The organism is Microbispora sp. NBC_01389, from assembly GCF_045040095.1.
Classification (GTDB): Bacteria; Actinomycetota; Actinomycetes; order Streptosporangiales; family Streptosporangiaceae; genus Microbispora.
On record NZ_CP109552.1, the window covers coordinates 4,964,112 to 4,986,926 of the forward strand.

At 68.3% G+C, this 22,815-nt stretch carries 20 protein-coding genes; 7 read left to right on the forward strand and 13 right to left on the reverse strand.

The genetic code is table 11. The annotated features are described in order from the left end of the window. Nucleotides 1-9: 9 nt before the first annotated feature. The 4 genes from OG344_RS22510 to OG344_RS22525 form a co-directional block, all read right to left on the reverse strand. Nucleotides 10-957: a hypothetical protein gene (locus tag OG344_RS22510; protein WP_405084755.1), complete on the reverse strand. Its 948-nt coding sequence runs from the start codon at nucleotides 955-957 to the stop codon at nucleotides 10-12. Nucleotides 958-1,048: 91 nt separating this feature from the next. Next, nucleotides 1,049-1,348, reverse strand: coding sequence for a hypothetical protein (locus tag OG344_RS22515; protein ID WP_405084756.1), 300 nt, complete (start codon nucleotides 1,346-1,348; stop codon nucleotides 1,049-1,051). Between the two features lie 73 nt (nucleotides 1,349-1,421). After that, complete coding sequence (locus OG344_RS22520; protein WP_405084757.1) at nucleotides 1,422-2,414, reverse strand: hypothetical protein; 993 nt, start codon at nucleotides 2,412-2,414, stop codon at nucleotides 1,422-1,424. After that, nucleotides 2,389-2,625, reverse strand: a complete 237-nt coding sequence (locus OG344_RS22525) for a hypothetical protein (RefSeq protein WP_405084758.1) — start codon at nucleotides 2,623-2,625, stop codon at nucleotides 2,389-2,391. Before OG344_RS22525 ends, OG344_RS22520 begins: the two co-directional genes overlap by 26 nt. A gap of 28 nt (nucleotides 2,626-2,653) precedes the next feature. On the opposite strand from OG344_RS22525, the gene OG344_RS22530 reads away from it, so the two are divergent. The 3 genes from OG344_RS22530 to OG344_RS22540 all read left to right on the forward strand — a co-directional run bounded on the left by OG344_RS22530 (nucleotide 2,654) and on the right by OG344_RS22540 (nucleotide 8,072). Continuing rightward, on the forward strand, nucleotides 2,654-2,899 hold the full coding sequence (locus OG344_RS22530) for an EamA family transporter (protein ID WP_405084759.1): 246 nt from the start codon (nucleotides 2,654-2,656) through the stop codon (nucleotides 2,897-2,899). Nucleotides 2,900-3,602: 703 nt separating this feature from the next. Further along, nucleotides 3,603-6,416 (forward strand): carbohydrate-binding protein, encoded by a 2,814-nt coding sequence (locus OG344_RS22535; protein ID WP_405084760.1) that lies wholly within the window; start codon nucleotides 3,603-3,605, stop codon nucleotides 6,414-6,416. A gap of 90 nt (nucleotides 6,417-6,506) precedes the next feature. Beyond that, entirely contained in the window at nucleotides 6,507-8,072 is a 1,566-nt protein-coding gene (locus OG344_RS22540) for a ThuA domain-containing protein (protein WP_405084761.1), read from the forward strand. 61 nt (nucleotides 8,073-8,133) lie between these two features. Here the strand turns inward: OG344_RS22540 and OG344_RS22545 are convergent, their stop codons facing one another. Beyond that, nucleotides 8,134-8,283 carry a hypothetical protein gene (locus OG344_RS22545; RefSeq protein WP_405084762.1) on the reverse strand — a complete coding sequence of 50 codons (150 nt, stop codon included), beginning with the start codon at nucleotides 8,281-8,283 and terminating at the stop codon, nucleotides 8,134-8,136. A 42-nt stretch (nucleotides 8,284-8,325) separates the two neighbouring features. Here OG344_RS22545 and OG344_RS22550 point away from each other — a divergent pair, with 42 nt between their 5' ends. Both OG344_RS22550 and OG344_RS22555 read left to right on the forward strand, forming a co-directional pair. Next, nucleotides 8,326-8,565 (forward strand): hypothetical protein, encoded by a 240-nt coding sequence (locus tag OG344_RS22550; RefSeq protein ID WP_327045287.1) that lies wholly within the window; start codon nucleotides 8,326-8,328, stop codon nucleotides 8,563-8,565. A gap of 329 nt (nucleotides 8,566-8,894) precedes the next feature. Beyond that, the gene (locus tag OG344_RS22555) at nucleotides 8,895-9,086 is read left to right on the forward strand and encodes a hypothetical protein (RefSeq protein ID WP_405084763.1); all 192 of its coding nucleotides are present in this window, start codon (nucleotides 8,895-8,897) and stop codon (nucleotides 9,084-9,086) included. 154 nt (nucleotides 9,087-9,240) lie between these two features. On the opposite strand, the gene OG344_RS22560 is transcribed toward OG344_RS22555, so the two are convergent. Next, complete coding sequence (locus tag OG344_RS22560; RefSeq protein ID WP_405084764.1) at nucleotides 9,241-9,510, reverse strand: hypothetical protein; 270 nt, start codon at nucleotides 9,508-9,510, stop codon at nucleotides 9,241-9,243. A 150-nt stretch (nucleotides 9,511-9,660) separates the two neighbouring features. Here OG344_RS22560 and OG344_RS22565 point away from each other — a divergent pair, with 150 nt between their 5' ends. Then, nucleotides 9,661-10,014: an ATP-binding protein gene (locus tag OG344_RS22565; RefSeq protein WP_405089147.1), complete on the forward strand. Its 354-nt coding sequence runs from the start codon at nucleotides 9,661-9,663 to the stop codon at nucleotides 10,012-10,014. A 639-nt stretch (nucleotides 10,015-10,653) separates the two neighbouring features. Here the strand turns inward: OG344_RS22565 and OG344_RS22570 are convergent. From OG344_RS22570 to OG344_RS22590, 5 genes are read right to left on the reverse strand one after another with little or no spacing between them, the layout of a single operon-like run. Beyond that, nucleotides 10,654-11,472, reverse strand: a complete 819-nt coding sequence (locus OG344_RS22570) for a sugar phosphate isomerase/epimerase family protein (protein WP_405084765.1) — start codon at nucleotides 11,470-11,472, stop codon at nucleotides 10,654-10,656. A 17-nt stretch (nucleotides 11,473-11,489) separates the two neighbouring features. Next, nucleotides 11,490-12,719, reverse strand: a complete 1,230-nt coding sequence (locus OG344_RS22575; protein WP_405084766.1) for a substrate-binding domain-containing protein — start codon at nucleotides 12,717-12,719, stop codon at nucleotides 11,490-11,492. After that, the gene (locus OG344_RS22580; protein WP_405084767.1) at nucleotides 12,706-13,647 is read right to left on the reverse strand and encodes an ABC transporter permease; all 942 of its coding nucleotides are present in this window, start codon (nucleotides 13,645-13,647) and stop codon (nucleotides 12,706-12,708) included. The genes OG344_RS22575 and OG344_RS22580 overlap by 14 nt, the downstream gene beginning before the upstream one ends. After that, nucleotides 13,644-14,642 (reverse strand): ABC transporter permease, encoded by a 999-nt coding sequence (locus OG344_RS22585; RefSeq protein ID WP_405084768.1) that lies wholly within the window; start codon nucleotides 14,640-14,642, stop codon nucleotides 13,644-13,646. The genes OG344_RS22580 and OG344_RS22585 overlap by 4 nt, the downstream gene beginning before the upstream one ends. Further along, a complete protein-coding gene (locus tag OG344_RS22590) occupies nucleotides 14,639-16,084 on the reverse strand; it encodes a sugar ABC transporter ATP-binding protein (RefSeq protein ID WP_327045293.1) in 1,446 nt (481 codons plus the stop codon). Before OG344_RS22590 ends, OG344_RS22585 begins: the two co-directional genes overlap by 4 nt. A 316-nt stretch (nucleotides 16,085-16,400) precedes the next feature. Here OG344_RS22590 and OG344_RS22595 point away from each other — a divergent pair, with 316 nt between their 5' ends. After that, complete coding sequence (locus tag OG344_RS22595; RefSeq protein WP_405089148.1) at nucleotides 16,401-17,564, forward strand: ROK family protein; 1,164 nt, start codon at nucleotides 16,401-16,403, stop codon at nucleotides 17,562-17,564. A gap of 211 nt (nucleotides 17,565-17,775) precedes the next feature. On the opposite strand, the gene OG344_RS22600 is transcribed toward OG344_RS22595, so the two are convergent. Beyond that, nucleotides 17,776-18,402: a hypothetical protein gene (locus OG344_RS22600; RefSeq protein WP_405084769.1), complete on the reverse strand. Its 627-nt coding sequence runs from the start codon at nucleotides 18,400-18,402 to the stop codon at nucleotides 17,776-17,778. A 106-nt stretch (nucleotides 18,403-18,508) separates the two neighbouring features. Then, on the reverse strand, nucleotides 18,509-22,738 hold the full coding sequence (locus OG344_RS22605) for an OmpL47-type beta-barrel domain-containing protein (protein WP_405084770.1): 4,230 nt from the start codon (nucleotides 22,736-22,738) through the stop codon (nucleotides 18,509-18,511). Nucleotides 22,739-22,815: the final 77 nt, after the last annotated feature.

Here is a 22,815-nt window from a genome sequence, read left to right on the forward strand (position 1 = left end):
AGCAGCCCGTCAGCAGATGGGCTTGCGATACCGGGACAGGCGCAGTTCGTATCCGGTCTCCGCACCAGTGGCGGTGAGTGCCGTTCCGCTGCTGGTCGCGGCGCTCCAGATCCAGGGCAGCACGTGATGGATGGAGGAGGGGCCGGGTGAGGCGCAGATGGCCTGCCGTAGGGATAGGCGCAGCTCCTGCAGCTCCTGCAGGTCCATCGCCGCGTGACTGAGGGCCCGTTGCCGTCCGTCCCGGGCGGTGGCGTGGGCCAGCGCCATCGCCTCTTCGACGGGTTCGACCGTCGGCTGCGTGTCGGTGACGGGAGCCTCGATCTCGGCGTCGGGCATGTGCTGGAGCCGGGCTGTGCGCCAGGTGCTCCAGTCGGTTCCGATGCTGTCCAAGGCGGCCAGCAGCAGTTCGACGGCGCGCCGCTCTGCGTCGTCGCCGTCTCCCCAGACAGCGGTGATCAACGGGATGACCTGAGTCCAGGTGAGGTGGTTGAAGCGCGTCCGCGCCTGGGTGGCCGGCGGTGTGTGGGGCATCGGCGGAGTCAGGTAGGTGAGGTCGATGCGGCGAGCCGGATGATGATGTTCGGCGAGGGCGAGGTACCCCGAGAGCTGCCCTTGACGGTGACTTGCGGTCTCGGTCTTCAGCTCGATCATCCACAGGCGCTCGGGCCAGAGCATCGCGTAGTCCGGTGCTCCGCCCTGTTCGTCGTCATGCCGCCGTGGAAGGTCGAACTCGTCGACGAACTGCGGCCGAACTTCCCAGGCACCGGTGCCGAACGAGAGCGCGTCCAGCTCAAGCAGGAAACGGGCTCCGCGGCCCGAGGGAGCGTTGGGCGTGTTCCACCGCGGATAGGGCCCGCCGAGGATCAGCATGGTCAGCAGCCGCTGGCAATATTCTTCCCGGCCGAGCCGGAGCTGTCCTATAAGGCGCAGAGGATCTTCGATCGCCATGACCGTCACGATCTCACGGCTCGGCTCGGGCCGCCCAGGGCCAGGATGGCGGAGCGCACGAGAGCCGGGGAGACAACCAAGGTCTTCCCGCTCCCCGCCACTACCTCGTCGGCTTGCTTGCCTGCCGCCCGCCGTCGGAGTTGGACCTTGAGGCTGCCGTGACCGCGCCGAGGGTAGCCACCCGGATGTTCGAGGTGTACTGCGATGCCGTCGCGCTGTTGGCCACGGTGGTGTCGTCGAAGAGTGCCGAGACCAGGGCGGGATCTCGGCGGCGGTCGAGGATGGACAGCGCGACCATGACGCTCGGACGCTCCCCAGGAGTGGCCGTATCGAGAGCAGCTCGATTCAGATCCGCAAGCACCGCGTTCGTGTAGCCGACGACGTCTCGGTACGCCCCCACGAGGGCTCCTACCCCGGATGCTCCCACCTGGCCGTTAACGGCAGCGGTGGTTCTCGACATCGTGTGGATTGCTTCAATCCGGCCGGGTGGTGACCTGCGCCAGATCACGATGGCCGAGTTCGGCGAGGGCTTCTGTGGCGTGTCGGACGGAAAGCAGGATCTGCGACATGTCCGCGGTCGTCGGCGCGAGCTCGGCAGGGGACTTCAGCGTCGGCAGGTTACTCAGCTCGAAGGTCCACTCCGGGTTGGTCGAGATGAGACGGCCCAGGCGGATGGTCATCTGATCGAGGTGATCCGCGGGGCCTGGACGTCGCTGGTCGAACAGGAGCCGCTGCCAGCGGTGCCGTACGGCCTGCCAGCGGTCGAGCACACGGTGAAGGCCTCCCGCGGACAGGCGTAGCGTGCGGCGGACGAGCAGTTCGCGGGCGGGATGCAGTTCGGTGTGCCGCCGCGTCAGCATTGTGACGGCCTGGTAGGCGCAGTGGAGGGCCACGACAGCGGCGGTGGCGTTGCGCCGGCAGTCCGCGGACGACAGCTGTCCTCCCGCCTCGGGCTGAGCCGTGCGTATCCCCTCGGCGTTCGTGATGATCCCGGCGCAGAGCTGCCCGACTGAAGCGGTCGCAGGTAGCACCGACGGCGGCTGGGTCGCCCTGAGGGGTACGGCGACCAGCGTCTCGGCGGCTCCCGGCGCCGTCACCCGAAAGGCGATGTCACCTGCGGTCCGCAGCGCGGTGACCAATCGGTCGAGCCGTACGCTGTCCAGGCGCCCGCTCTGCGCACTTCGGCTCGGGCCGCCTTCATGACTCGGCCGAGGAGCTGTGCCTGGCGTGCCACGACGTCCAGCACCGCGTGCCGGACGCCCATGTCCTCGATCGCGTTCGCCCAGTCCGACCGCGGGTTGTAGTGCGTCCTTCAGCAGGTCATGGCCGGTACCGAGGGCGAGCGCGGCGCCGCCGACATGGACCGGGACGGGATGCGCGGCGTTGCGACCCCGGCCGGCGAGTTGCCGGTCGAGGTCGCGCAGGATCACGTCGGCTTCCTCAAGCAGGACGCGCGGATGGTTCATCCGGTCCCAAAGATGGGACAGCCGCCATGGGCGCGGGGGCGCGTTCGGGCGCGAGATCGTCCAAGTATCTGAGCAGGACCGTCGTCATCCGGCGCTCCGGATCAATCGTCGCGATGGCGGCGACACCGGAAACGGAGCGCTCGGCGCAATAGACGGCGGTGTTCATCTGCTCGGACGCCTCACGCAAGAAGTCGCCGAAGGCCGTTGTCATAGCCGCTCACCCGCCCAGGAAAAGCTGGATGCGGGTGCCGCAACTTGAAGCGGTCAGCGCGGCAAGCCGGACGTCCGGGGTCTTCAAATCGAGAGCTCTTCCGACGCGCCCTCGAACGCGGCGCTTCCGCGCACGCAGCGGACCGGCGCACGCGGCGTTGGCGTTCTACCCTTCGCCGGGCTTCGCCGTGCTCTTCGGAACCTTGCTGCTGCGGGAGTCGCTGACGCCGGTGGCCTTGTTCGGTCTGGTCGCGATCGTGGTCGGTGTCGCCTGACGAGCAGGACGGACTTCTGAGTGGATGCCGTGCTCCGCTCACAGACGCATCCCTCCTGACTTTGGTTACCCACGCTTGGCGACTGGGCGCCGGCGTGTCACCGACGCCGAGCTAACCGAGGACTACAGCGGCGTCCTGCTCGCCTTCACCCCCGCCCCCGGCTTCCGCCGGACCGGGCGCCTCCGGCGGGTGTGACGCCGCCGCTGGCCCCGCGGTCCTCGACGAGGGTTGCCCTTCCAGTGCGCGATCGCCGGGAGCGGCGCGTGCGCCAGCCCGTCCACGGGCAGGGAGAAGGCTCGCGCCGCCAGCCCCCGCCGCGGAGATCGTCAAGGCCTCCGGCCCGCGGAAGATGCCCTGCTCGGGGTGGTTGAGGAAGCGTTCGAGGGGGCCTCCCGCATCGGTCGGTCCGCGAGGGCGAGGTGGTGGTGATGTACTCAGGGCTGTACGAGGCGGGGCACAGATGTTAAAACACGGTTAAATCGTCTTGACGATACGAAAGTCGGCAATCTGGCGACGAAATGAGCCCTGCGGAGCGACGAAAGGCCGAGTTGTTGGCACACCTCCGGCCGATCTCCTTCGCATCACCCGCACCCCAACCATCCGAGCACCCCCCACTACCCCGGCACCTCTCGCAGTACCCCGGCAACAGCGCGGCGGCGCGCCGCCTTGCCTGGCTTAACCCCCCAAGTCAGGAAGGACCCCGATGTCACCACGTCCTCGGCCGTGGATGAGGCTGCTCACCACGATGTCGCTGGTCGCCAGTGGAGCGGCGGTCGCTGTGGCCACCGGCCCGGCGGCCCACGCCTCCACCATTCCCGCCTCCGACTACCAGCAGATCTCCCTCGCCAGCGGCGGCGCGGAGCTCGGCGAGCCCATGTCCCTCGCCGTGCTGCCCGACCGCTCGGTCATCCACACGGCCCGTGACGGCACGGTCCGGGTCACCGACGCTGCCGGCAACACCAAGCAGGCCGGCAAGCTCAATGTCTACACCCACGACGAAGAGGGGCTCCAGGGTGTCGCCGTCGACCCGGGCTTCGCGACCAACCGCTATGTCTGGCTGTACTACTCTCCCACCCTGAGCACGCCCGGAGGCGACGCGCCGACCACCGGCACCCAGGCGCAGTTCGACCAGTGGAAGGGCAACCTTAACCTGTCCCGGTTCACCCTGAACGCCGACAACACGCTCAACATGGCGAGTGAGAAGGTCGTGCTCCAGGTCCCCAACGACCGCGGGCAGTGCTGCCACGTCGGCGGCGACATCGACTTCGACGCGGCGGGCAACCTATACCTCACCACAGGTGACGACACCAACCCGTTCGATTCCGCCGGGTACGCGCCCCTGGACGAGCGGACCGACCGCAACCCGCAGTTCGACGCGCAGCGGTCCTCGGGCAACACCAACGACCTGCGGGGCAAGCTCCTGCGGATCCACCCGGAGGCCAACGGCACCTACACCATCCCGTCGGGGAACCTGTTCGCCCCCGGGACGGCGAAGACCCGGCCCGAGATCTACGCCATGGGCTTCCGCAACCCGTTCCGCATGTCGGTCGACAAGGCCACGGGCATCGTCTACCTGGGCGACTACGGCCCCGACGCCGGAGGCACCGACGCCACTCGCGGTCCCGGCGGGCAGGTCGAGTTCAACCGGATCACCGGTCCGGGCAACTACGGCTGGCCGTACTGCACCGGCACCAACACCGCGTCCGAGACCTACGGCGAGTGGACCTTCCCCAGCGGTCCCTCCCTCGGCAAGTACAACTGCGCGGGCGGCCCGGCCAACAACTCCTTCCGGAACACCGGCCTGACCACGCTGCCCGCGGCCAAGCCGAGCTGGATCAAGTACGGCGGTGATTCGGGTTCCCCGCCGGAGTTCGGCAGCGGCTCGGAGTCGCCGATGGGCGGCCCGGTCTACCGGTACAACGCCTCGCTCAACTCCAGCGTCAAGTTCCCGCAGTCGCTCGACGGCAGGTTCTTCGCGGGGGAGTACGGCCGCCGCTGGATCAAGGCGATCGAGGTCAAGGCCGACGGCACGTACGGTGACATCGGGGCGTTCCCCTGGACCGGCACGCAGGTCATGGACATGGCCTTCGGCCCCGACGGTGCGTTGTATGTGCTCGACTACGGCACGGGCAGCAACAACCAGGCCCTCTGGAGAATTGAGTACATCGGAGGGACCAACCGCAACCCGATCGCGAAGGCGTCGGCCGACAAGACGTCCGGACCGGCTCCGCTTGCGGTGACGTTCTCCTCGGCGGGCAGTTCCGACCCCGAGGGCGGCGCGCTGACCTACTCGTGGAACTTCGGCGACGGCACCACCTCCACCGCGGCCAACCCGAGCAAGACCTACACCACCAAGGGCACCTACACGGCGACGCTGACCGTCAGGGACCCCCAGGGGCTGACCGGGTCCGCGAACGTCATCATCACCGTGGGCAACACCGCGCCGACGGTGGCGCTGGCCCAGCCGGCGGACGGCCAGCTGTTCTCCTTCGGTGACACAGTGCCCTTCCAGGTCAACGTGAGCGACCCGGAGGACGGCACGATCGACTGCTCGAAGGTGACGGTTACCTATTTCCTCGGCCACGACAGCCACCGACACCAGATCACCTCGAAGACCGGCTGCACGGGCTCCATCGCGGTGCCGGTCGACGGTGAGCACGACACCGCGGCGAATATCTACGGTGTCTTCGAGGCGTCCTACACCGACAAGGGCGGCCTGACCTCCACCAGTGCCCGCACACTCCAGCCGCGGCACCGGCAGGCCGAGCACTTCTCGGCGCAGTCGGGCATCCAGCTCGCCGACCACACCTCGGCGGAGGGCGCCAAGACGGTCGGCTACATCGACAACGGCGACTGGATCTCCTTCACGCCGTACAACCTGAGTAATGCCACCAGCATGACGGCCAGGGTCTCCTCGGCGGGCTCCGGCGGCACGCTCGAGGTGCGGGCCGGGTCGGCGACCGGCACGCTGCTGGGATCGGCGGCCGTCGCGAGCACCGGCAGCTGGGACACCTTCGTCAACGTCACCGTGCCCATCAGCAACGCGCCGAGCGGCACGACCACTCTCTACCTGGTGTTCAAGGGCGGTGCGGGCAACCTGTTCGACCTCGACGCCTTCACCTTCAACACCGGCACCAGCCAGACGGTCGAGGGCGAGGCGTACACGTCGCAGTCCGGCGTGCAGCCGGCCGGCCACGCGGGGGCCAGCGGCGGTTACACGCTCGGCTACATCGACAACGGTGACTGGGCCGCGTACTCACAGGTGAACACCCAGGGCGCGAAGAACTTCTCGGCCCGGGTGTCCTCGGGCGGCGCCGGCGGGACCATCCAGATCCGCTCAGGGTCGCAGACGGGGACCGTGCTGGGTTCGGTCAACGTGGCCAACACTGGGAGCTGGGACACCTTCACGACGGTCTCGACGACGCTGACCGGTTCGGCATCCGGAACCCTGTTCCTCACCTTCACCGGCGGCACGGGCTCCCTGCTCGACGTCGACACCTTCACCATCACCCGTTAGCGGCAGGCCGCGGTGCGGAGGCCGTCAGGCGTCCGCACCGCCGCCTGGCACGCCAGGACGAACGGCGTGCCGCACACGGAAGGACCGGCCATGCTCACAGTCTTACGTAAGGTGTTCCGGAACGCCGTGTTCCGGTGCGGCGTGGCGGCTGCCGTCACGCTCACCGCGACCGTGTCACTCCCCACGGCCGCGCAGGCGGCCGACCCGGCCTACAAGGTGCTCGTCTTCTCCAAAACGGCCGGCTTCCGGCACGACTCGATCCCGGCGGGCATCCAGGCGATCCGCGACCTGGGTGCCGCGAACAACTTCACCGTCACCGCCACCGAGGACTCGACGGCCTTCACCACGGCCAACCTCGCCCAGTTCAAGGCGGTGGTCTTCCTCAGCACCACCGGGGACGTGCTCAACGACGCCCAGCAGACCGCCTTCGCCTCCTACGTCGACGGGGGCGGCGGCTACGTCGGCGTCCACGCCGCCGCCGACACCGAGTACGACTGGCCGTACTACGGGCAGCTGGTGGGTGCCTGGTTCAACAGTCACCCGGCGATCCAGCAGGCGAACATAAAGACCGAGGACGCCACGCATCCCGCGACCACCGGCCTGCCGGCGACGTGGACGCGGACCGACGAGTGGTACAACTACCGCACCAACCCCCGGTCCACCACCCACGTGCTGCAGAGCCTGGACGAGACCAGCTACAGCGGCGGGAACATGGGCGACCACCCGATCACCTGGTGCCACCCGCAGGCCTCCGGACGGTCGTTCTACACCGGCCTCGGCCACACGATCGCGTCCTACTCGGAGGCGAACTTCCGCGGTCTGCTGCTCGGCGGCATCAGGTACGCCGCGGGCATGGTGCAGGCCAACTGCGCTCCCCCCGGCAACGGCGGCGGCGGCACGATCGAGGCCGAGTCCTACACCTCGCAGTCAGGCATCCAGCAGGCGTCCCACACGACCGCCAGCGGCGGCAAGACGGTCGGCTACATCGACAACGGCGACTGGGTCGGCTACTCCTCGGTCAGCACGGCAGGCGCGACCGGGTTCACCGCCCGCGTCTCGTCCGCCGGAGCGGGCGGCACCATCCAGGTGCGGTCCGGCTCGCAGACCGGGACCCTGCTGGGCTCGGTCACCGTCCCGGTGACCGGGAACTGGGACACCTTCACGACCGTGTCCACCACGCTGAGCGGGTCGGCTTCCGGGCCGCTGTTCCTGGTCTTCACCGGGGGAGCCGGCAACCTGTTCGACCTGGACACGTTCTCACTGACCAACTCCGCCGCGACCACGGTGGAGGCGGAGTCGTACACGTCGCAGTCGGGCGTGCAGCAGGCTAACCACGCCACGGCGAGCGGCGGCAAGACGGTCGGCTACATCGACAACGGCGACTGGGTCGGCTACTCCTCGGTCAGCACCCAGGGGGCGAAAGGCTTCTCCGCGCGGGTCTCCTCCGCGGGGGCCGGTGGCACCATCCAGGTGCGGTCCGGCTCGCAGACCGGGACCCTGCTGGGCTCGGTCACCGTCCCGGTGACCGGGAACTGGGACACCTTCACGACCGTGTCCACCACGCTGAGCGGGTCGGCTTCCGGGCCGCTGTTCCTGGTCTTCACCGGGGGAGCGGGCTCCCTGTTCGACGTCGACACCATCACCATCACCAAGTAACCGAACTGGTGGTGCCCGTCCGAGGCATCGGACGGGCACCACCGGCCCACCGCCAGAGCGGTCAGCGGAGGACGCCGCTGTAGGCGTTGAGAGCGGGCTGGCCGCCGAGGTGGGCGTACAGCACGTTGGCCCCCTTGGGGATGTCGCCTGCGCCGCGCGATCCGAGGCGGAAGGCGAACGCGCCCACCAGAACAGCCCGAAGGCGACTCAAGGCGACTGCCCTATCACCGTCAGCATCTCCACCAACCTCACCGTGTCGCCGGTTGTCCGCTATCTGCTGGTGGCGTGGTCGGACGTGAACTCCCGGACACCGCTGCGGTGGATCCAGGTCGGCGTCAATAACGGAACCGCATCCCTCGCCCTCAACGCGGGTAAGGTGGCGACGCTGATGGCCATCCGGGTGGACACGTTGCCCGTCTCGGTGGACGCCTCCAGCGGTGGCTTCGACACGTCGGTGGACTGGTCCGCCTCCCTCCCCCCCAAGGTCCCCTAATTCCTGTCGCTAGGTGGTGTTCGACAAATCATGGCCCTGCCACGCGTGGCCCAGGCGGCGCCTCGCTGCGTTCTCGTCGTCGCCCATAGCTCCGGCTATGGGTTCCTCCTCGGCCTTGCGATGCGTCCACCTGGATCCCCGCTCGCGACCGGCAGCATTTGTCATACGCCCCCTGGGAGGCCGTTATGAGACGCCATGACACTCGACGCATGGCGGCCTCCCGCGCGGCCCTCCGTCTCGCGGGGCCGCCCCTGTTCCTTCTCTGCTCGTGCACGCCCCTCGCCAGCGAATTCATCCAGGTGGTGAACGAAACGGGCGAGGTGATCACAGTGTCCGTGCAAGGACACCCGCGCCCATTCGCCACGCTGACACCGAACGCGGTCACGAGCATCGACCCGCAGGACGAGCAGTGCGATAGGCCGCGTCCGGACGACGCGATGGTCGCACGTACGGAAAGCGGCACGACCTACACGTACGGCCCTCCCCTGTGCCGGGGTAAGACCTGGAACGTCGGCCGCTGACCACCGACCGGCCAGGGCGTCAGATCAGGTTGTCCTCGACGGCCAGGCCGAACTCGCCCTTGCCGTACATCGCGAGGGCCAGATCGACGTCATTGGCCACGTGGACGCTGCCCGACTGGGCGCCCGCCAGGCCCGCTCGATCGGGTCGCCCCGGCTAAGGGAGGTGCCCCCGGCCGTCTTGGCAGGATGTCGATCGCCTCCAGCGCCCGCTCGGTGGCGGCACCTGGTCTCTGTGCACCCACAGGCGCAGCTCGGCCGGGATCGTCTCGCCCCGCACCGCGTGCTCGTACACCTCCCGCACGTTGCGGTCGGCCTGCAGGATCGCCGAGCCGATCTCCGACGCAGCCTGGGTCACCGCCACCTGCGCGAACTGGTCCTCGGCGAACCGGCCGCCGTCCAGGCTGAGCCGTACGCGGTCGCGCATCGCGGTCGCGTACGACGGGTCTATACGATCAACGGTCTAACCTCGGAGACCTGAGGGACTGAGGTGCCTCCAGGAGACACCCCCGATGAGTGAAACGACGATCGGCGAGACGGCTGAACCGGCGGCCGGATCGGCACCGGCGTCGCCGCCATCGGCGCCGGCTACAAGGAGCGCTACTTCACCGCCGCCGACCTCGTCGAGACCATCTTCCGCGGCATGGCCGACAACTCTGTCGGCCGGGTCATCGACGACCTGCTCCGTAACGACCTGGTCATCATCGACGAAGTAGGCTTCGCCCCACTCGACGACACCGGCGCCCAACTGCTGTTCCGGTTTGCCGCCGCCTACGAACGCCGCGCGCTGGGCATCGGCTCGCACTGGCCCTTCGACCAGTGGGGCCCGCTTCCTGCCCGAGCACACCACCGCCGTCAGCATGGTCGACCGGCTGCTCCACCACAGCATCGTCGTGGTCGCCGAAGGCGAGTCCTTCCGCATGAAACCTGACTTGGCTCACATCTCAAGATCACCGTTGAATGCAAGGCGCTGACCTCGCGGTTTCCCGTCGGGAACGGCGAAAAGTGCGCACTAAGTCGATCATGTCTCTACCCTGGTGGCCGTGTCTGCGTACGTGCGGACGGTGAAGACGGCCTCAGGCGCCCGGGCGGTGCAGTTGCCTGGCCTCTGTCGAAGCCGGAGCGCTTCAGTCTGAACACCGGCGGGGGCGCCCGGGAGAGCCGAGGGTGACGAGGCCTTTTGAGTGACTAACTGAGTGACCACGCACCCGGACGTGTGCGGATGCTGACGGACTAGCAGGGATTGTTTTCCCAGCTCAGGGTAGCTTTAGTGCCGCAAGGACGGACCAGTTGGGTTGCCTGGGGGTCAAGGGGTCGTGGGTTCGAATCCCGCCGTCCCGACACTGTTCTAGCAGGTCGGAGCCACAGTTCCCAAGATCGGGGATTGTGGCTTTTCTGGATGGACGCCGCCGAGGACGACGACCTGTCCTACCTGCGCTCCTTCACCAACGGGCTCCGCCGCGACTTGGATGCCGTCGTCGCCTCACCCTGCCCCGCAGCTACTGAGCACACGGTCACGGACAGCGCTCCCGCGGTTCCCCGCCATGGCGGTGAACCGCGGGAGCGCTGGCTACAGCGACCTGAGGAAGGCCAGACCGTCCACGGCGAGGGAGTCCTGGCTCGGTGCGAGCGGACGCCAGATGGAGGCCGCGGTGGCGATCGTCTGGTTGTGGGCGGTGAAGGACTCGATGACGAGGGGGCCCGCATAGCCCGCTTCACGCAGGGCCTGGGTGAAGGCGGGCCAGTCGAAGCGGTCGGCGCCCGGTGTGCCCCGATCAGTTCCGCAGACCTGCACATGCGCGATCCGGCCCGCCGCGGCACGTACGGCTTGCGCCGGATCTTTCTCTTCGATGTTCATGTGATAGACGTCGAGGGCCAGGCCGCATCCGTCGGGCAAGGCATCGAGGGCCTGCTCGACGGTGTTGAGGATGCTGGTCTCGTACCGGTTGAGCGGCTCGACCGCGACCGCCACGCCGCGCTCGCCCGCGTAGTCGACCACGGGTTCCAGGTTGTTCCGGAGCTCCGTGTAGATCGCCCGGCGCTCGTCGTCCGACATCCGCCAGGTCCTGCCGACGGAGGCGTAGGCGGGCCCGCCGATCACCGGCGAGCCCACGGCCACCGCCACGTCGACGCAGTGCCGCAGGTAGTCCTGCGTCTCCTCGACGACTCCAGGCGCGGTCGCCACGAGCTCCCGCCCCGGCGGCATGACCAGCACCACCGATGCCTTCAGCCCGTGCTCGGCCAGCAGCGCCGCGGCCTTGTGAGGATCCCAGTCGCCGGGCCGCTCCACCGGCAGCTCGATCACGTCGAACCCCCAGGCCGCGACACGGGGCACCAGAGATGCGAGGTCGCCGTCGGTCGGCGGCGACACCCACACCCAGGTGTTCACTCCGAGAGGGAACCCGCTCACCCCTTCTTACCGCCCCACTTCTCGGGGAATCCCGGCATGTCCTCACAGCCGCACAGCGCGTAGTGCAGCGGCGGCATGTTCGGCTGCAGGTACCGGTCGAGGTTCTCGGACGTGATCTTGGGCTGCGGAAGGTTCCACACCTTCGGCACCTCCTGGCCCTTGAGGACCTTCAACGCGGCGATGATCGGTGTGCGCCACTGGTAGGTGGGGTAGGTGGGCGCGACGGCGGTGAGATCACCTTCCTTCCACTTCTGCAGGAAGTCCTGCTGGTCCTCACCGTTGATCGGCGGAACCGGCAGTCCGGCGTCCTCAAAGGCCTCGATCGCGGCCACCGCGGTCGCGCCGGCGTCCATCCAGACGCCATCGATCTTGCCGTAGCGCTGGATGTAGTCGCTGACGATGCCCTTGGTCTTGGCCGCGTCGCCGTCGGTGAACTCGACGCCGACCACCTCGACCTGGCTCTGGTCGAAGGCGGCCTTCGCCGCCGACCAGCGGGTCTCCAGGACGTCCACACCGGGCAGGATGCGCAGCGCGAGCACCTTTCCACCGGCGGGGACCTTCTCGATCAGGAACTCGGCCGCGTCGGCACCGAACGCGTAGCCGCCGATCGGCTTGATGAACGTCACCGGGCAGTCGGTCTCCACACCGCGGTCGAAGACGATGACTGGGACCTTGGCGCAGGCACCCTTGACGGCCGGGGTGAGCGTCGCCGTCGTGTTCGGCGAGACGATCAACGCATCGCACCCCTTGGCCTGCAGCTCGGCGATGTCAGAGATCTGCTTGTCGTCCTTGCCCTCGGCGTCGAGGGCGGTGAGCTTGGAGATCTCCTTGTGCAACGCCACCTCTGCCTGCATGGTCTTCCAGCCGACCTGCCGCCAGGGGTTGTCGACCGCCGCGTTGGAGAAGCACAGGTGGTACGGCCCGTCCTTCTTGTGCTTGGCGGTGGAGACCATCTGCGGCGCGATGGCCTGCTCCCAGGGCTTGTCCGCCGGTCCCTCCGCGGTCTGCGAGCGCATCGCGAGCTGGGCGTCGTAGTCGGCCTGGACGAAGAACTCGGACTGCTCACCGGTCCCCGAGGCCGGCGCCGTCGACTCGGCCGCTGTCGGCGCCGTGCTGGCGGCCGCGTCGGCGGCCGTGGTGGTGCTGGGCTTGTCGCTGGTGCAGCCGCCGACGGCGAGCACCGTCAGAGCCGCAACGGCGAGGGTGAGCGGTCTATGACGCGACATGGGCGTCTCCTTTTATTTTCGGGGGATTGAGGAAGGGAAGACGGATGGCCCCGGCCGCTACGGCGGCGATGATGACGACGCCCTGCACGGTGTACTCCAGCGCCCCGGAGATGCCGTACAGGTTGAGCAGGGTGAACAAGGCCTCCAGGGTGAACGCCCCGGCCATCGCGGCGACAACCGTGCCGCGGCCGCCGCCGAGGACGACGCCGCCCAGGACGACTGCGGTGATCGCCTGGAACTCCAGTCCCTGGCCGACCTGGGCGGACACTCCGGCGAACCCACCGAGCAGGATTCCGGCCACTGCGGCGGACAGGCCGGAGAGGGTGAACGCGATGATCTTCACCCGGGTGACCCGTACGCCGGACAGGGCGGCCGCGCGCTCGTTGTCGCCGGTGGCGATGAGCGTCCTGCCGAAGTTCGCCCGCATCAGCAGCACGGCCGCCACGGCGAGGACCACGACGATGAGCACGGCCCATCCGGTCTCTCTGCCGAATACGCGGAAGGCCGGGGAGAGCGCGCCGCGCGGTGCGCCGCCCGTCCACAGGAAGACCGCGCCGGACAGCACGAGCATCATGCCGAGCGTGGTGATGAACGACGGCACGCGGAGGAGGGTCGTCAGCACACCGTTGACCAGACCGACGAACAGGCCGAGAACGATCAGCAGGGCCAGAACCGGCCAGGTCGCCGCCTCGTCCCCATCGATCAGGCGGGCGGCGACGACCACCTCGACGGTGATCAGCGATCCGACCGACAGGTCGAACTCGCCGGAGACGATCACCAGGTACTGCCCGGCGGCGAGGATGACCAGGGGCGCTGCGCGCCTGACGAAGGAGAGGAACCCGGCGGGCTCGAGGAAGAACGGGTTGGCGATCGCGATGGCGGCCAGCAGCACCGCCAGCACCGCGAGGATCGGCAGCGTACGCTTCACGTCCGCCTCCTTCCGACCAGGCCCGTACGCCGGGCGTAGACGGCGACGGCGACAATGATCACCACGCCCCGCACGACGTCCTTGAAGAAGGAGTTCACTTCCAGCTGGTTGAACACGCTGTCCAGGACGGCGAGCAACAGCACGCCACCCACGGTGCCCGCGACTCCGCCTCTGCCCCCGGCCAGCGCGGTGCCGCCGAGGACGACGGCGGCGATGGACTCGAGGTCGTATCCACCGTCGGTGCCCACGGTCGGGGCTCCGGCGCCGAGCCTGCCGGCCAGCAGCAGTCCGGCGATTCCGGCACAGAGCGAGCACAGCACGTGCGCGATGATGATCACCCGATCGGTGCGGATGCCGGACAACCTGGCGACCTCGACGTCACCGCCGACGGCGTAGACGCGGTAGCCGTATTTGGTCCGGCTGAGCAGGAACCAGGCGACGAGCGCGACCGCGGCCCAGAGCAACGCCGAGACGGGCACCGGGCCCAACCGGTCGTAGCCGAGGCTTTGGAAGGACTCCGGCACCCGGCCGGCCGGGCCGTTGTAGAGGTGGCTCAGGATTCCCTTGATGATCAGCGCGACGCCGAGCGTGGCGATGAACGCGTGCACTCGCAGCTTAGTGATCACCAGACCGTTGACCAGCCCGACCAGCACGCTCACTCCCACGACGGCGCCGACCGCGAGCACGATGTTGGAGTCCTGGCCCGCCATGGTCACCGCCGCGACCAGCGAGGTGAGGCTGATCAGGTAGGCGACCGACAGGTCGAGGGATCCCGCCAGGATGGCCAGCGTCTGGCCTACCGCGACGATCCCGAGCGCCGCTGAGCGCTGCTGCACCCCGACGACGGTCTCCATGGTGAGGAACTGACCCCCGTCCACGGCGACCAGCGCCCAGCCCACGAGGATCACGCCGGCCAGTGCCAGGAAGACGACACTCGTGGGGTTGACCAGCGCCGCGAACCCGGCCCTGCGGTCGGAAAGCACGTTCTGGGTCATGGGGACACCTCGCCCGCGGCCAGGCTCATGATGGCCTCCTCTGAGGAGCCGGCGGGAAGGGTGCCCATGATGCGGCCCTCGCGGAGCACGACGATGCGGTCGCTCATGCCGATCAGCTCGGGCAGCTCTGAGGAGATCATCATGATCGCGATACCGTCTTCGGCCAGCTCGCGCATCAGGTCGTGGATGGCCGCCTTGGCGCCCACGTCGACGCCACGGGTGGGCTCGTCAAGCAGGAGCACCTTCGGGGCGACGGTCATCCACTTGGCGAGCACGACCTTCTGCTGGTTGCCGCCGGACAGGTAGCGAACCTCCTGCTCCTCGCGGGGCGGCCTGAGCCGTACCCGCTCCAGCAGTTCACCCACCCTGCCGCGGCGACCACGACGGCCCATCGCACGGGTCACGAGAAGGGCGTTGTCGCGCACCGACTGGCGCAGGGCCAGGCCCTCGCTCTTGCGGTCCTCGGTCACCAGGCCGATTCCGGCGCGGATTCCCTCCCGGACCGAGTGCGGGCGCACCGGCGTCATCTCGCCCCGGGTGAACGGCTCGGCACCGAACAAGGCCTTGGCCAGCTCCGATCGGCCGGATCCCTGGAGCCCGGCGATGCCGACGATCTCTCCCGCGTTCAGCTTCAGGTCGATGTCGTGCAGCCGGCCGTTGCCGCCGCCGGTGACCTGGAGCCGTGTCTCCCCAACCGAGGTGGAGCGTGCCGGGAAGTAACCGCTCAGATCGCGCCCGACCATGAGGCGGACCAGATCCTCGGAGGTGACGTCCTCGGTGGCGACCGTGGTGACCAGCCTGCCGTCCTTGATGACCGTCACGTGATCGCTGAGGTCGAACACCTCGCGCAGCCGGTGGGAGATGTAGAGCACGGCGATGCCTCGTTCCTGCAATCGCCGCACCAGCCGGTAGAGCAGTTCGACCTCGTGCTCGGCGAGTGCGGCAGTGGGCTCGTCCATCACGACGATCCGGGCATCGAGCGACAGCGCCTTGACGATCTCTACGACCTGCTGCTGAGCGACCGACAGGCGCTTGACCGGCTGTCGGGGGCCGAAGGAGTCCTCACCCAGCTCGGCGAGCAGCCGGGCGGTCGCGGTGTCCATCGCGGTCCGGTCGACCAAGCCGTGACGTATCGGTTCCCGGCCGAGGAAGACGTTCTCGGACACGGTCCGCTCGGGCAGCAGGTTGAACTCCTGGTAGATGATCGCCACGCCGGCGCGCTGAGCGTCCAGCGGATGGCCGAACGACACGCGCCGGCCGTCGATCTTGATCGTTCCCTCGTCCGGTGCGTGCACTCCGGCGAGGATCTTCATGAGCGTGGACTTGCCCGCTCCGTTCTCCCCCACGATCGCGTGGACCTCGCCCGCCGCGATCGCAAGGTCGACGCCGGATAACACCCGCACGCCGAAGAAGCTCTTGCCGATGCCCGTCATGGCCAGCATCGGGTCTACTCCGCACCGGGAACGGAGGAGAGGAAGGCCGTGCGGATTCGCTTGGCGCAGTCACTCGCAGGGGTGAAGGAGGTAAAGGCCCGCCCGATGCCGTACTGCTGAACTCTCTGGATTCTCGACCCGGGCACGCCGTTAATGCACGTCATAAAATCGCTCCCAACGGCACCGTCTGCTTGTCAGAACCTTCAGGTGTGCCGCTCGTATCGCCGTGATCGTATAAGCGACTTATGACTTTGGTCAAGCAAAAGACCCGTAGAATAAAGCATAAGGACCATTCGAGCATGAAGGAGTGCCGGTGACTCAGGGCATGCCCAGCGGACCCGGAGCGGGAGCACTGCTCTCGATCCTGCGCGACGGGCGGGCGCGCACCCGCGCTGAGCTGGTCCAGCTCACTGGTCTGTCGAGGAGTGCGGTGTCCCAGCGCATTGACGCTCTGCTGCACCAGCGCTTGATCCTGCCCGCCGAGGAGACGGCTCCGTCGGGCGGCAGGCCCGCCACCGCCTTCTCCTTCAACCGTGGGGCCCGCTTGGTGCTCTCCGCCGACCTCGACGTCACCCACGCCAGGGTCGCCGTCAGTGACCTCGGTGGCGCGGTCCTGGCAGAACGTGCCGCCGACCTGCCCATCGACCGCGGACCGGAGCCGACGCTGAGCTGGGTTCTCGACACCTTCCGCGAGTTGCTCGCCGAGTGCGGTCGCACTGTTTCGGACGTATGCGGAGTCGGCGTCGGCCTCCCTGGCCCTGTGGACCACGAAAGCGGCACGGCGGTCAGCCCCCCGATCATGCCGGGCTGGGACGGCTTCCCCGTACCTGACTGGCTCGGCGAGCGGCTCGGCGTTCCGGTGCTCGTCGACAACGACGTGAACATCATGACGCTGGGCGAGCACTGGGCCGCCTACCCCGGTGTCGCGCACCTCATCTTCGTGAAGGTCGGCACCGGCATCGGCTGCGGCATCATCGCCGGAGGCCGCCTGCATCGCGGCTCGCGGGGCGCGGCAGGGGATATCGGCCACATCCGCATATCCACCCTCGACCAGGTGCAGTGCCGCTGCGGCTACTTCGGCTGTCTGGAGGCCGTGGCCGGCGGCGCGGCCCTGGTCGCCCGCCTCCGCGACGTCGGGCATGATGTCGCCGACGGCCGGGACGTCGTCCGCCTGACCAAGGAAGGCAATCCCCAGGCCATCCGCCTCGTCCGGCAGGGCGGCAGAGAGGTCGGCAGCACGCTCGCCTCGATCGTCAACTTCTTCAACCCCACGATGATCGTGATCGGCGGCGACCTGGTCGAAGCCGGCGATCACCTTCTGGCAGGCGTCCGTGAAATGATCTACGGCCGCTCGTTGCCACTGGCCACCCAGAGTCTCAGCATCCGCGCCAGCAAGCTCGGTGACCGGGCGGGCGTTACCGGCGCCGCCGTGATGGTCATCGAGCGCATCCTGGCTCCAGAGACGGTCGATCAGACAGTTACCACCTAAGTTCTGCCGAATCATGGCATATCTCTGGCCGATCGTCGGCAGAACCCGCTCCTAGGCTCCAGCAGGTTCGTCGTCTTCCTCGGCCCCTGAAAGCCGGAATTACGGCCCACAGACCCGTCCACGGCAACGGGGTGGGGTGGGCCACCCTTTTTCGGCGAAGGGTGGCCCGTTTCCTTTCTGGCCGTTTTCTTTCTGGCGTCCCGCCGCCGACTCAGGATTGGTTGAACAGCGAAAGCGTCAGGGTCGAGTGGTATTCGCCGGCGGCGACGTCTACCGCAGTCCGCAGGGCGAGGTCGGCGTTGACCTTCGAGGTGCCGATCTCGTCGGTGGAGTTCGCGGCCGACACCAGCAGTTCCTGGCCCTGCAGACCCACGGCGGGCGCGCCGGTGCCGTCGGAGATGACGCTGGAGATCGGCTCGCCGGCCGCCACCGCACCGGTGGAGGAGTCGGTCAGCAGGCGCGGGGTCCATCCCAGGTACTGCGGGCCGATGGTCTTGGCGGGGTCGCCGGTCGCGGTGAACTGGCCGGCCTGGCCGACGACCGCCCAGTACTCACCCGCCGGGATCTCCTCGGGCAGGCGGGTGTCGCTCACCGTGACCGTCGGCATCGTGCCGGTGAACTGGCGGGCGGCGGCGTCGGAGCCGTTCTCCTGCAGGGAGATCCCGTTGTTGTCGGCCACGGTCATCGACAGCTGACCGGGAGTGCGGATGGGCTCGATGTTCACCGACACATCGATGCCGCCATCAGGGCCGTCGGCCGCCATCGCGGGACCGGCCACACCCGCAAGCGCAAGGCCGAGCACCGACGCGGCCAGTATCTGGGTAGTTCTCGTCTTCACGTAATCGCTCCATTTATGGGGGGCATGGGAGGCGGGGCCGGCCGGCCGATCGTCCAGACGGCCGACCGGCCGGCCCCATTTCAGTACGGCTCGTTCAGCAACAGCTCTAGCCGCAGCTGATCGCGTTGTAGTCGGCGTCGTAGGTCGAGGTGACCTGCTTGCCACCGATCGTCGCGGTCCCCTTGACAGTCACCTTGCCCGCGCCGATCTGCCCGGCCCGCGCGTTGAAGGACTGATAGGCCTGCTTGCCCGGGGCCACGTCGGCCACGGTCTTGGAACCGTACGGGGTCGTCAACATCACGTCCGCCGGCACATCGCCGTCGTTGACGGCCGTCACCGCCAGGTACGCCGACGTACCCACGCAGCGGGACGAAGCGGTCACGGTCAGCGGAACCCGCGGAGAGGAAATGGTCACCGTGAGGGTCTTGGCACCCTCGACGTTGCCCGCCTTGTCCGTCGAGCGGTAGGCCAGCGTGTGCGAGCCGTCGCCGGAGACGACGACCGGCCCGGTGTACGGCTTCCAGTCACCGCCGTCCAGCTTGTACTCCGTCCGGTCGACCCCGCTGCCCTTGTCCTCATCGACGGCGGTCAGCGTGACCGTGACCGGACCGGTGAACGAGCCGCCCTCCGGCTGCGCCGGGTCGGTCGTCGCGGTCGTCACCGGCGGCGTCTTGTCGGCCGCGGCGACCGGGGTGAAGCGGAACCGCTGGTTGTCGGCGTTGTTGCAGGTCCACTGGATCACCTTGGCGCCGTCGGCCTTGGAGTTGCCGTCGATGTCGACGCACAGGCCGCTTACCGCCGGATTGACCTGGTAGGCATCTCCGAACTGGATGAGATAGAACCGCTGGTTGACCTGGTCCTTGTGTCCATCGGGATGGCAGGAGTACTGGACGAGCTGGGTGCCCGTCGCGGTCGAGCCGCTCGGCACGTCAAGGCACTTGCCGCTCTTGACGTTCTTGAGCTGGTAGGCGCCCGCGGTGAAGGGAACGGCCTCCCACTGCTGCTCGGTGCCCTGCGTCGCGCCCATCTGGACGATCTTGGCATCGTCGGCGGTCGAGGCGTTCTGCGGCGTGACGTACTTGCCGCTGCTCTTGGAGGAGATGGTGTAGACACCCTTGGCCCCTCCTCCGACCGTGATCGTCGCGACCATGCCCGCCCACTGCTTGCCGTCGTAGCCGGAGTGGAGCCTGCAGATGACCGTCCAGGTCCCCTCCCGATCGAAGGTGTATGAGACCGGCGGACCTCCCGGCGAGACGGCTCCCTTGGTGACCTCGAAGATGTCGCCGCCGTTCGGGTCCGGATTGCCGCCGGGCGGCACGAGCCAGACATCGTGCGGCATCCCCGCGTCGGGCACGTTGAAGTGCCAGGTGACGGTGCCGCCGCGGGCGATCTCACAGTTATTGGGATTCCACCCCGTGCCCGTGGCGAAGATGTCGCACGTCGTGGGGAGCGTCCTGCCGCCGTCGATCACCGTGAAGACGGCGCTCTGCGACGCGGAGGTGTTCCCGGAGTAGTCGGTGGCCCGGTAGTCGACCGTGTACGCCTTCGGGTCCTTGAACTGGACCGGTGCGTCGTAGGTGGTCCACGCTCCGCCGTTGACGCGGTACTCGACCTTCTCCACGCCGGCACAGCCGACATCGGTGGCGTTGAGTTTGAGCGAGGCCGAGTCGATGTAGGCGTTCTGCTGGCTGGGGTGGGCCCGGCCCTCGACCTGGTGCGAGACCGTCGGCGCCTGGGTGTCCTCCGTGCACTTGCTGGAGGGCTTGAACTCGATCTTGACCAACTCCATCTTCGCTGTGGAGTTGAGCTGAGCGCGGCAGCAGCCGAAGGTCCAGCGCCCCATGTAGAGGGCGCCGTCGGGCCCGAACCTGGTCGGGATCACGAAGCTGCTGTTCGGCGTACCGAAGTGGTTGACCGGCAGCCAGTCGTTGACCCGGAGCAACTGGTTGTTGTCCTGCCGCAGGCGCGCCTCCTTCCAGAACCCGTTGTCGGCGCCACGGTTGGTGATCAGCCACGAGCCGTCGTAGTAGGGCGGGAAGGCGCCGGGACCGTAGGTGTCCTTGTATCGGTAGACCGGGCCGGTGACCGGCTGCATGCCGCCGGCGCCCAGGTCACCGAAGGCCATCAGATCCTGACCGCCGGGGTTGCCGGGGTACTTGCGCCAGATCGTCGCTGGTTTCGCGGGGCCGGGGATTTCATCGAGGCCCTGGAATGTGGGTTGCGAATTCTTACCGCCCGCCGGGGCCCAGGCGAGGTCGGCCGGGATCTTGTCGAGCGAGCAGTCGTACTGCTGACCGGTCGAGGAGTTGGTCTCGTAGTTCCAGCGCCACGTGGTGTTGGTCTTCGCGTTGTCGCCGACGCAGAACGGCCAGCCCTGGAAGCCGGGCCCGTCGACCAGATCCCACTCACAGGTGCCGGCCGGGCTGCGGTTGGCCTGGTCCACCGTGTTGTCGTGGCAGTACTCGCCGACGACGACCGTACCCGGGTGGGCGGGGTCGGCGTGCACCGTGAACGGCTGCCGGAAGCCCATGGCGTAGATCTCCGGTCGGGTCTTCGGGGTCCCCGGCGGGAACATGTTGCCCTTCGGAACCGTGTAGGTCTTGTCCAGGCCCGGGTCGGGGGCCTGCCCTGGGCCCGGAGCCGGGATGTCCTTGACCGGTTTGACGCGCAGGATCTTGCCGCGCAGGTCGGCGGTGTTGGCCGCCGTCTTGCGCGAGTCCCAGCGCTCGGAGGCGCGATGGTCCATCGGCGGGTAGGCGTTGTGGCCGGGCGCGTTCGGGGAGACGTCGTCGCCGACGCCGATGTAGAGGCTGCCTTCGGAGTCGAACACCAGGCTCGCACCGCCGACATGGCCGGGGCCGTTGTCGGTGGGGCCACCCGGGAAGCCTGAGGGGTTGCCCGAGATCTTCGCCTTGGGCACGCGCAGGATCTCCCGCTCATCGTATGGATGTGCCGGATCCCCGCCTGCTTGTGCGGGCTCGAACGCGGTGCCGGTCTTGTTCAGCGTGAAGCGGCTGATCAGGTTGTAGCCGACCGCTATCTGGTTGCCCGTGGTCGGCCAGTCGGGGTTGCGCGGGGAATAGTAGACGTAGATGTCGCGCTTGCTCGGGTTCGATAGGTCGAAGCCCGGCTCCAGGCTCATCCCCAGTACGCCGTCCTCGGAGTTGCCGTGGTCGGCGCGGGTCGGGATCGTCGCGACCGTGGTCGAGTTGTTCGCCGGGCCGTTCGGATCGTGCATCTTCACGTAGCCCTGGGACTGGTAGCCCGTTGTGGGGCCGATCTCGGTCCAGTAGACCTTGCCGTCCGCCGCCACGTCGAGAGCGACCGGGCCGTTCGCATTGTCGACCAGGGTCGTGCGGGTGAAGTTCGACCACACGGTGCCTGAGCAGTCGGTCTTGTTCCCCTCGCCGGCGACCCAGCGCACCCCTCCGACGATCTGCTTGACCAGCGGGTTGTCGCCGCCGTTCTCGCTGTAACGCACGCCGAAGTGGCCCTGCGAGGTCACCCAGGTCCGGCCGTCATCGTAGGCCCGCGGGGTGCTGGTGCCGTCCTTGACCCTGTCGCCGTCGTAGAGCTTGCACCACGTCGTGGGGTGGTCCTGGCCCATTTTCTGGGTGCCGGTGTTGTAGGTGCGCTCGTCGAAGGTCTCGAGCACGTGGTGGGTGCCCCGGACGCTGCGGACGAAGTTGTAGTGCTCGTCGGCGAGCTGGTAGGTGTCGGCCAGGTCTTTGGTGGAGAGGTGGTTGTGGTCGGCAACCTGGACGGTTGCGGCGTTGCCGGTCGCCGACCCGTTCGAGTGGGCGGTCATCGTCGTGCCGATGACGCTGTCCGGCCCGCCGTCCCACCAGTCCCACACGGACACGCCGGCGCCGGCGTCGGTCATGTTGTGCACAGCGGCGATCCCGCCGCGGTTCTGGGTGAAGCGGATCAGCGCGTCGCGCTGTGCCTGGTCGAAGAGCGGTCCGGTCCGACCGCCGCCGGCCCACGACCACGATGCGTTCAGGAACAGGATCGCGTTGTATTGGGCAAGGTTATCGTCGGTGAAGATCCGGGGGTTCTTGTTCGGGTGGTTGCAGTTGCTCGTGCCGCCACCGTTGTTGTCGCAGTCCTCCCAGTCGACCTCGTAGCCTGCGGCCTTGAGAGCGGTCTGCACCACTGGGCGGCCGTTGTCGATCGCCTCGGCGTGCCGGTACCCGGTCGTGCCGGTGTAGATGAGGACCCTCTTGCTGTCCTCCGCCCGGGCGGAAGCCGCAAGGAGGGCTTTACCAGCTTGCCCGGTGCTCGTCGCCGGGGCAGCAGCCGTCAGGTGGGTGCTCTCCGCTTGGGCGGCGGTCACAGGGGCGAGCATCTGAGCCCCCAGAGCGACCGCAGTCAGTGCGACTAAAGAACGCCTCACGCTCCGCGCGGGCGGCG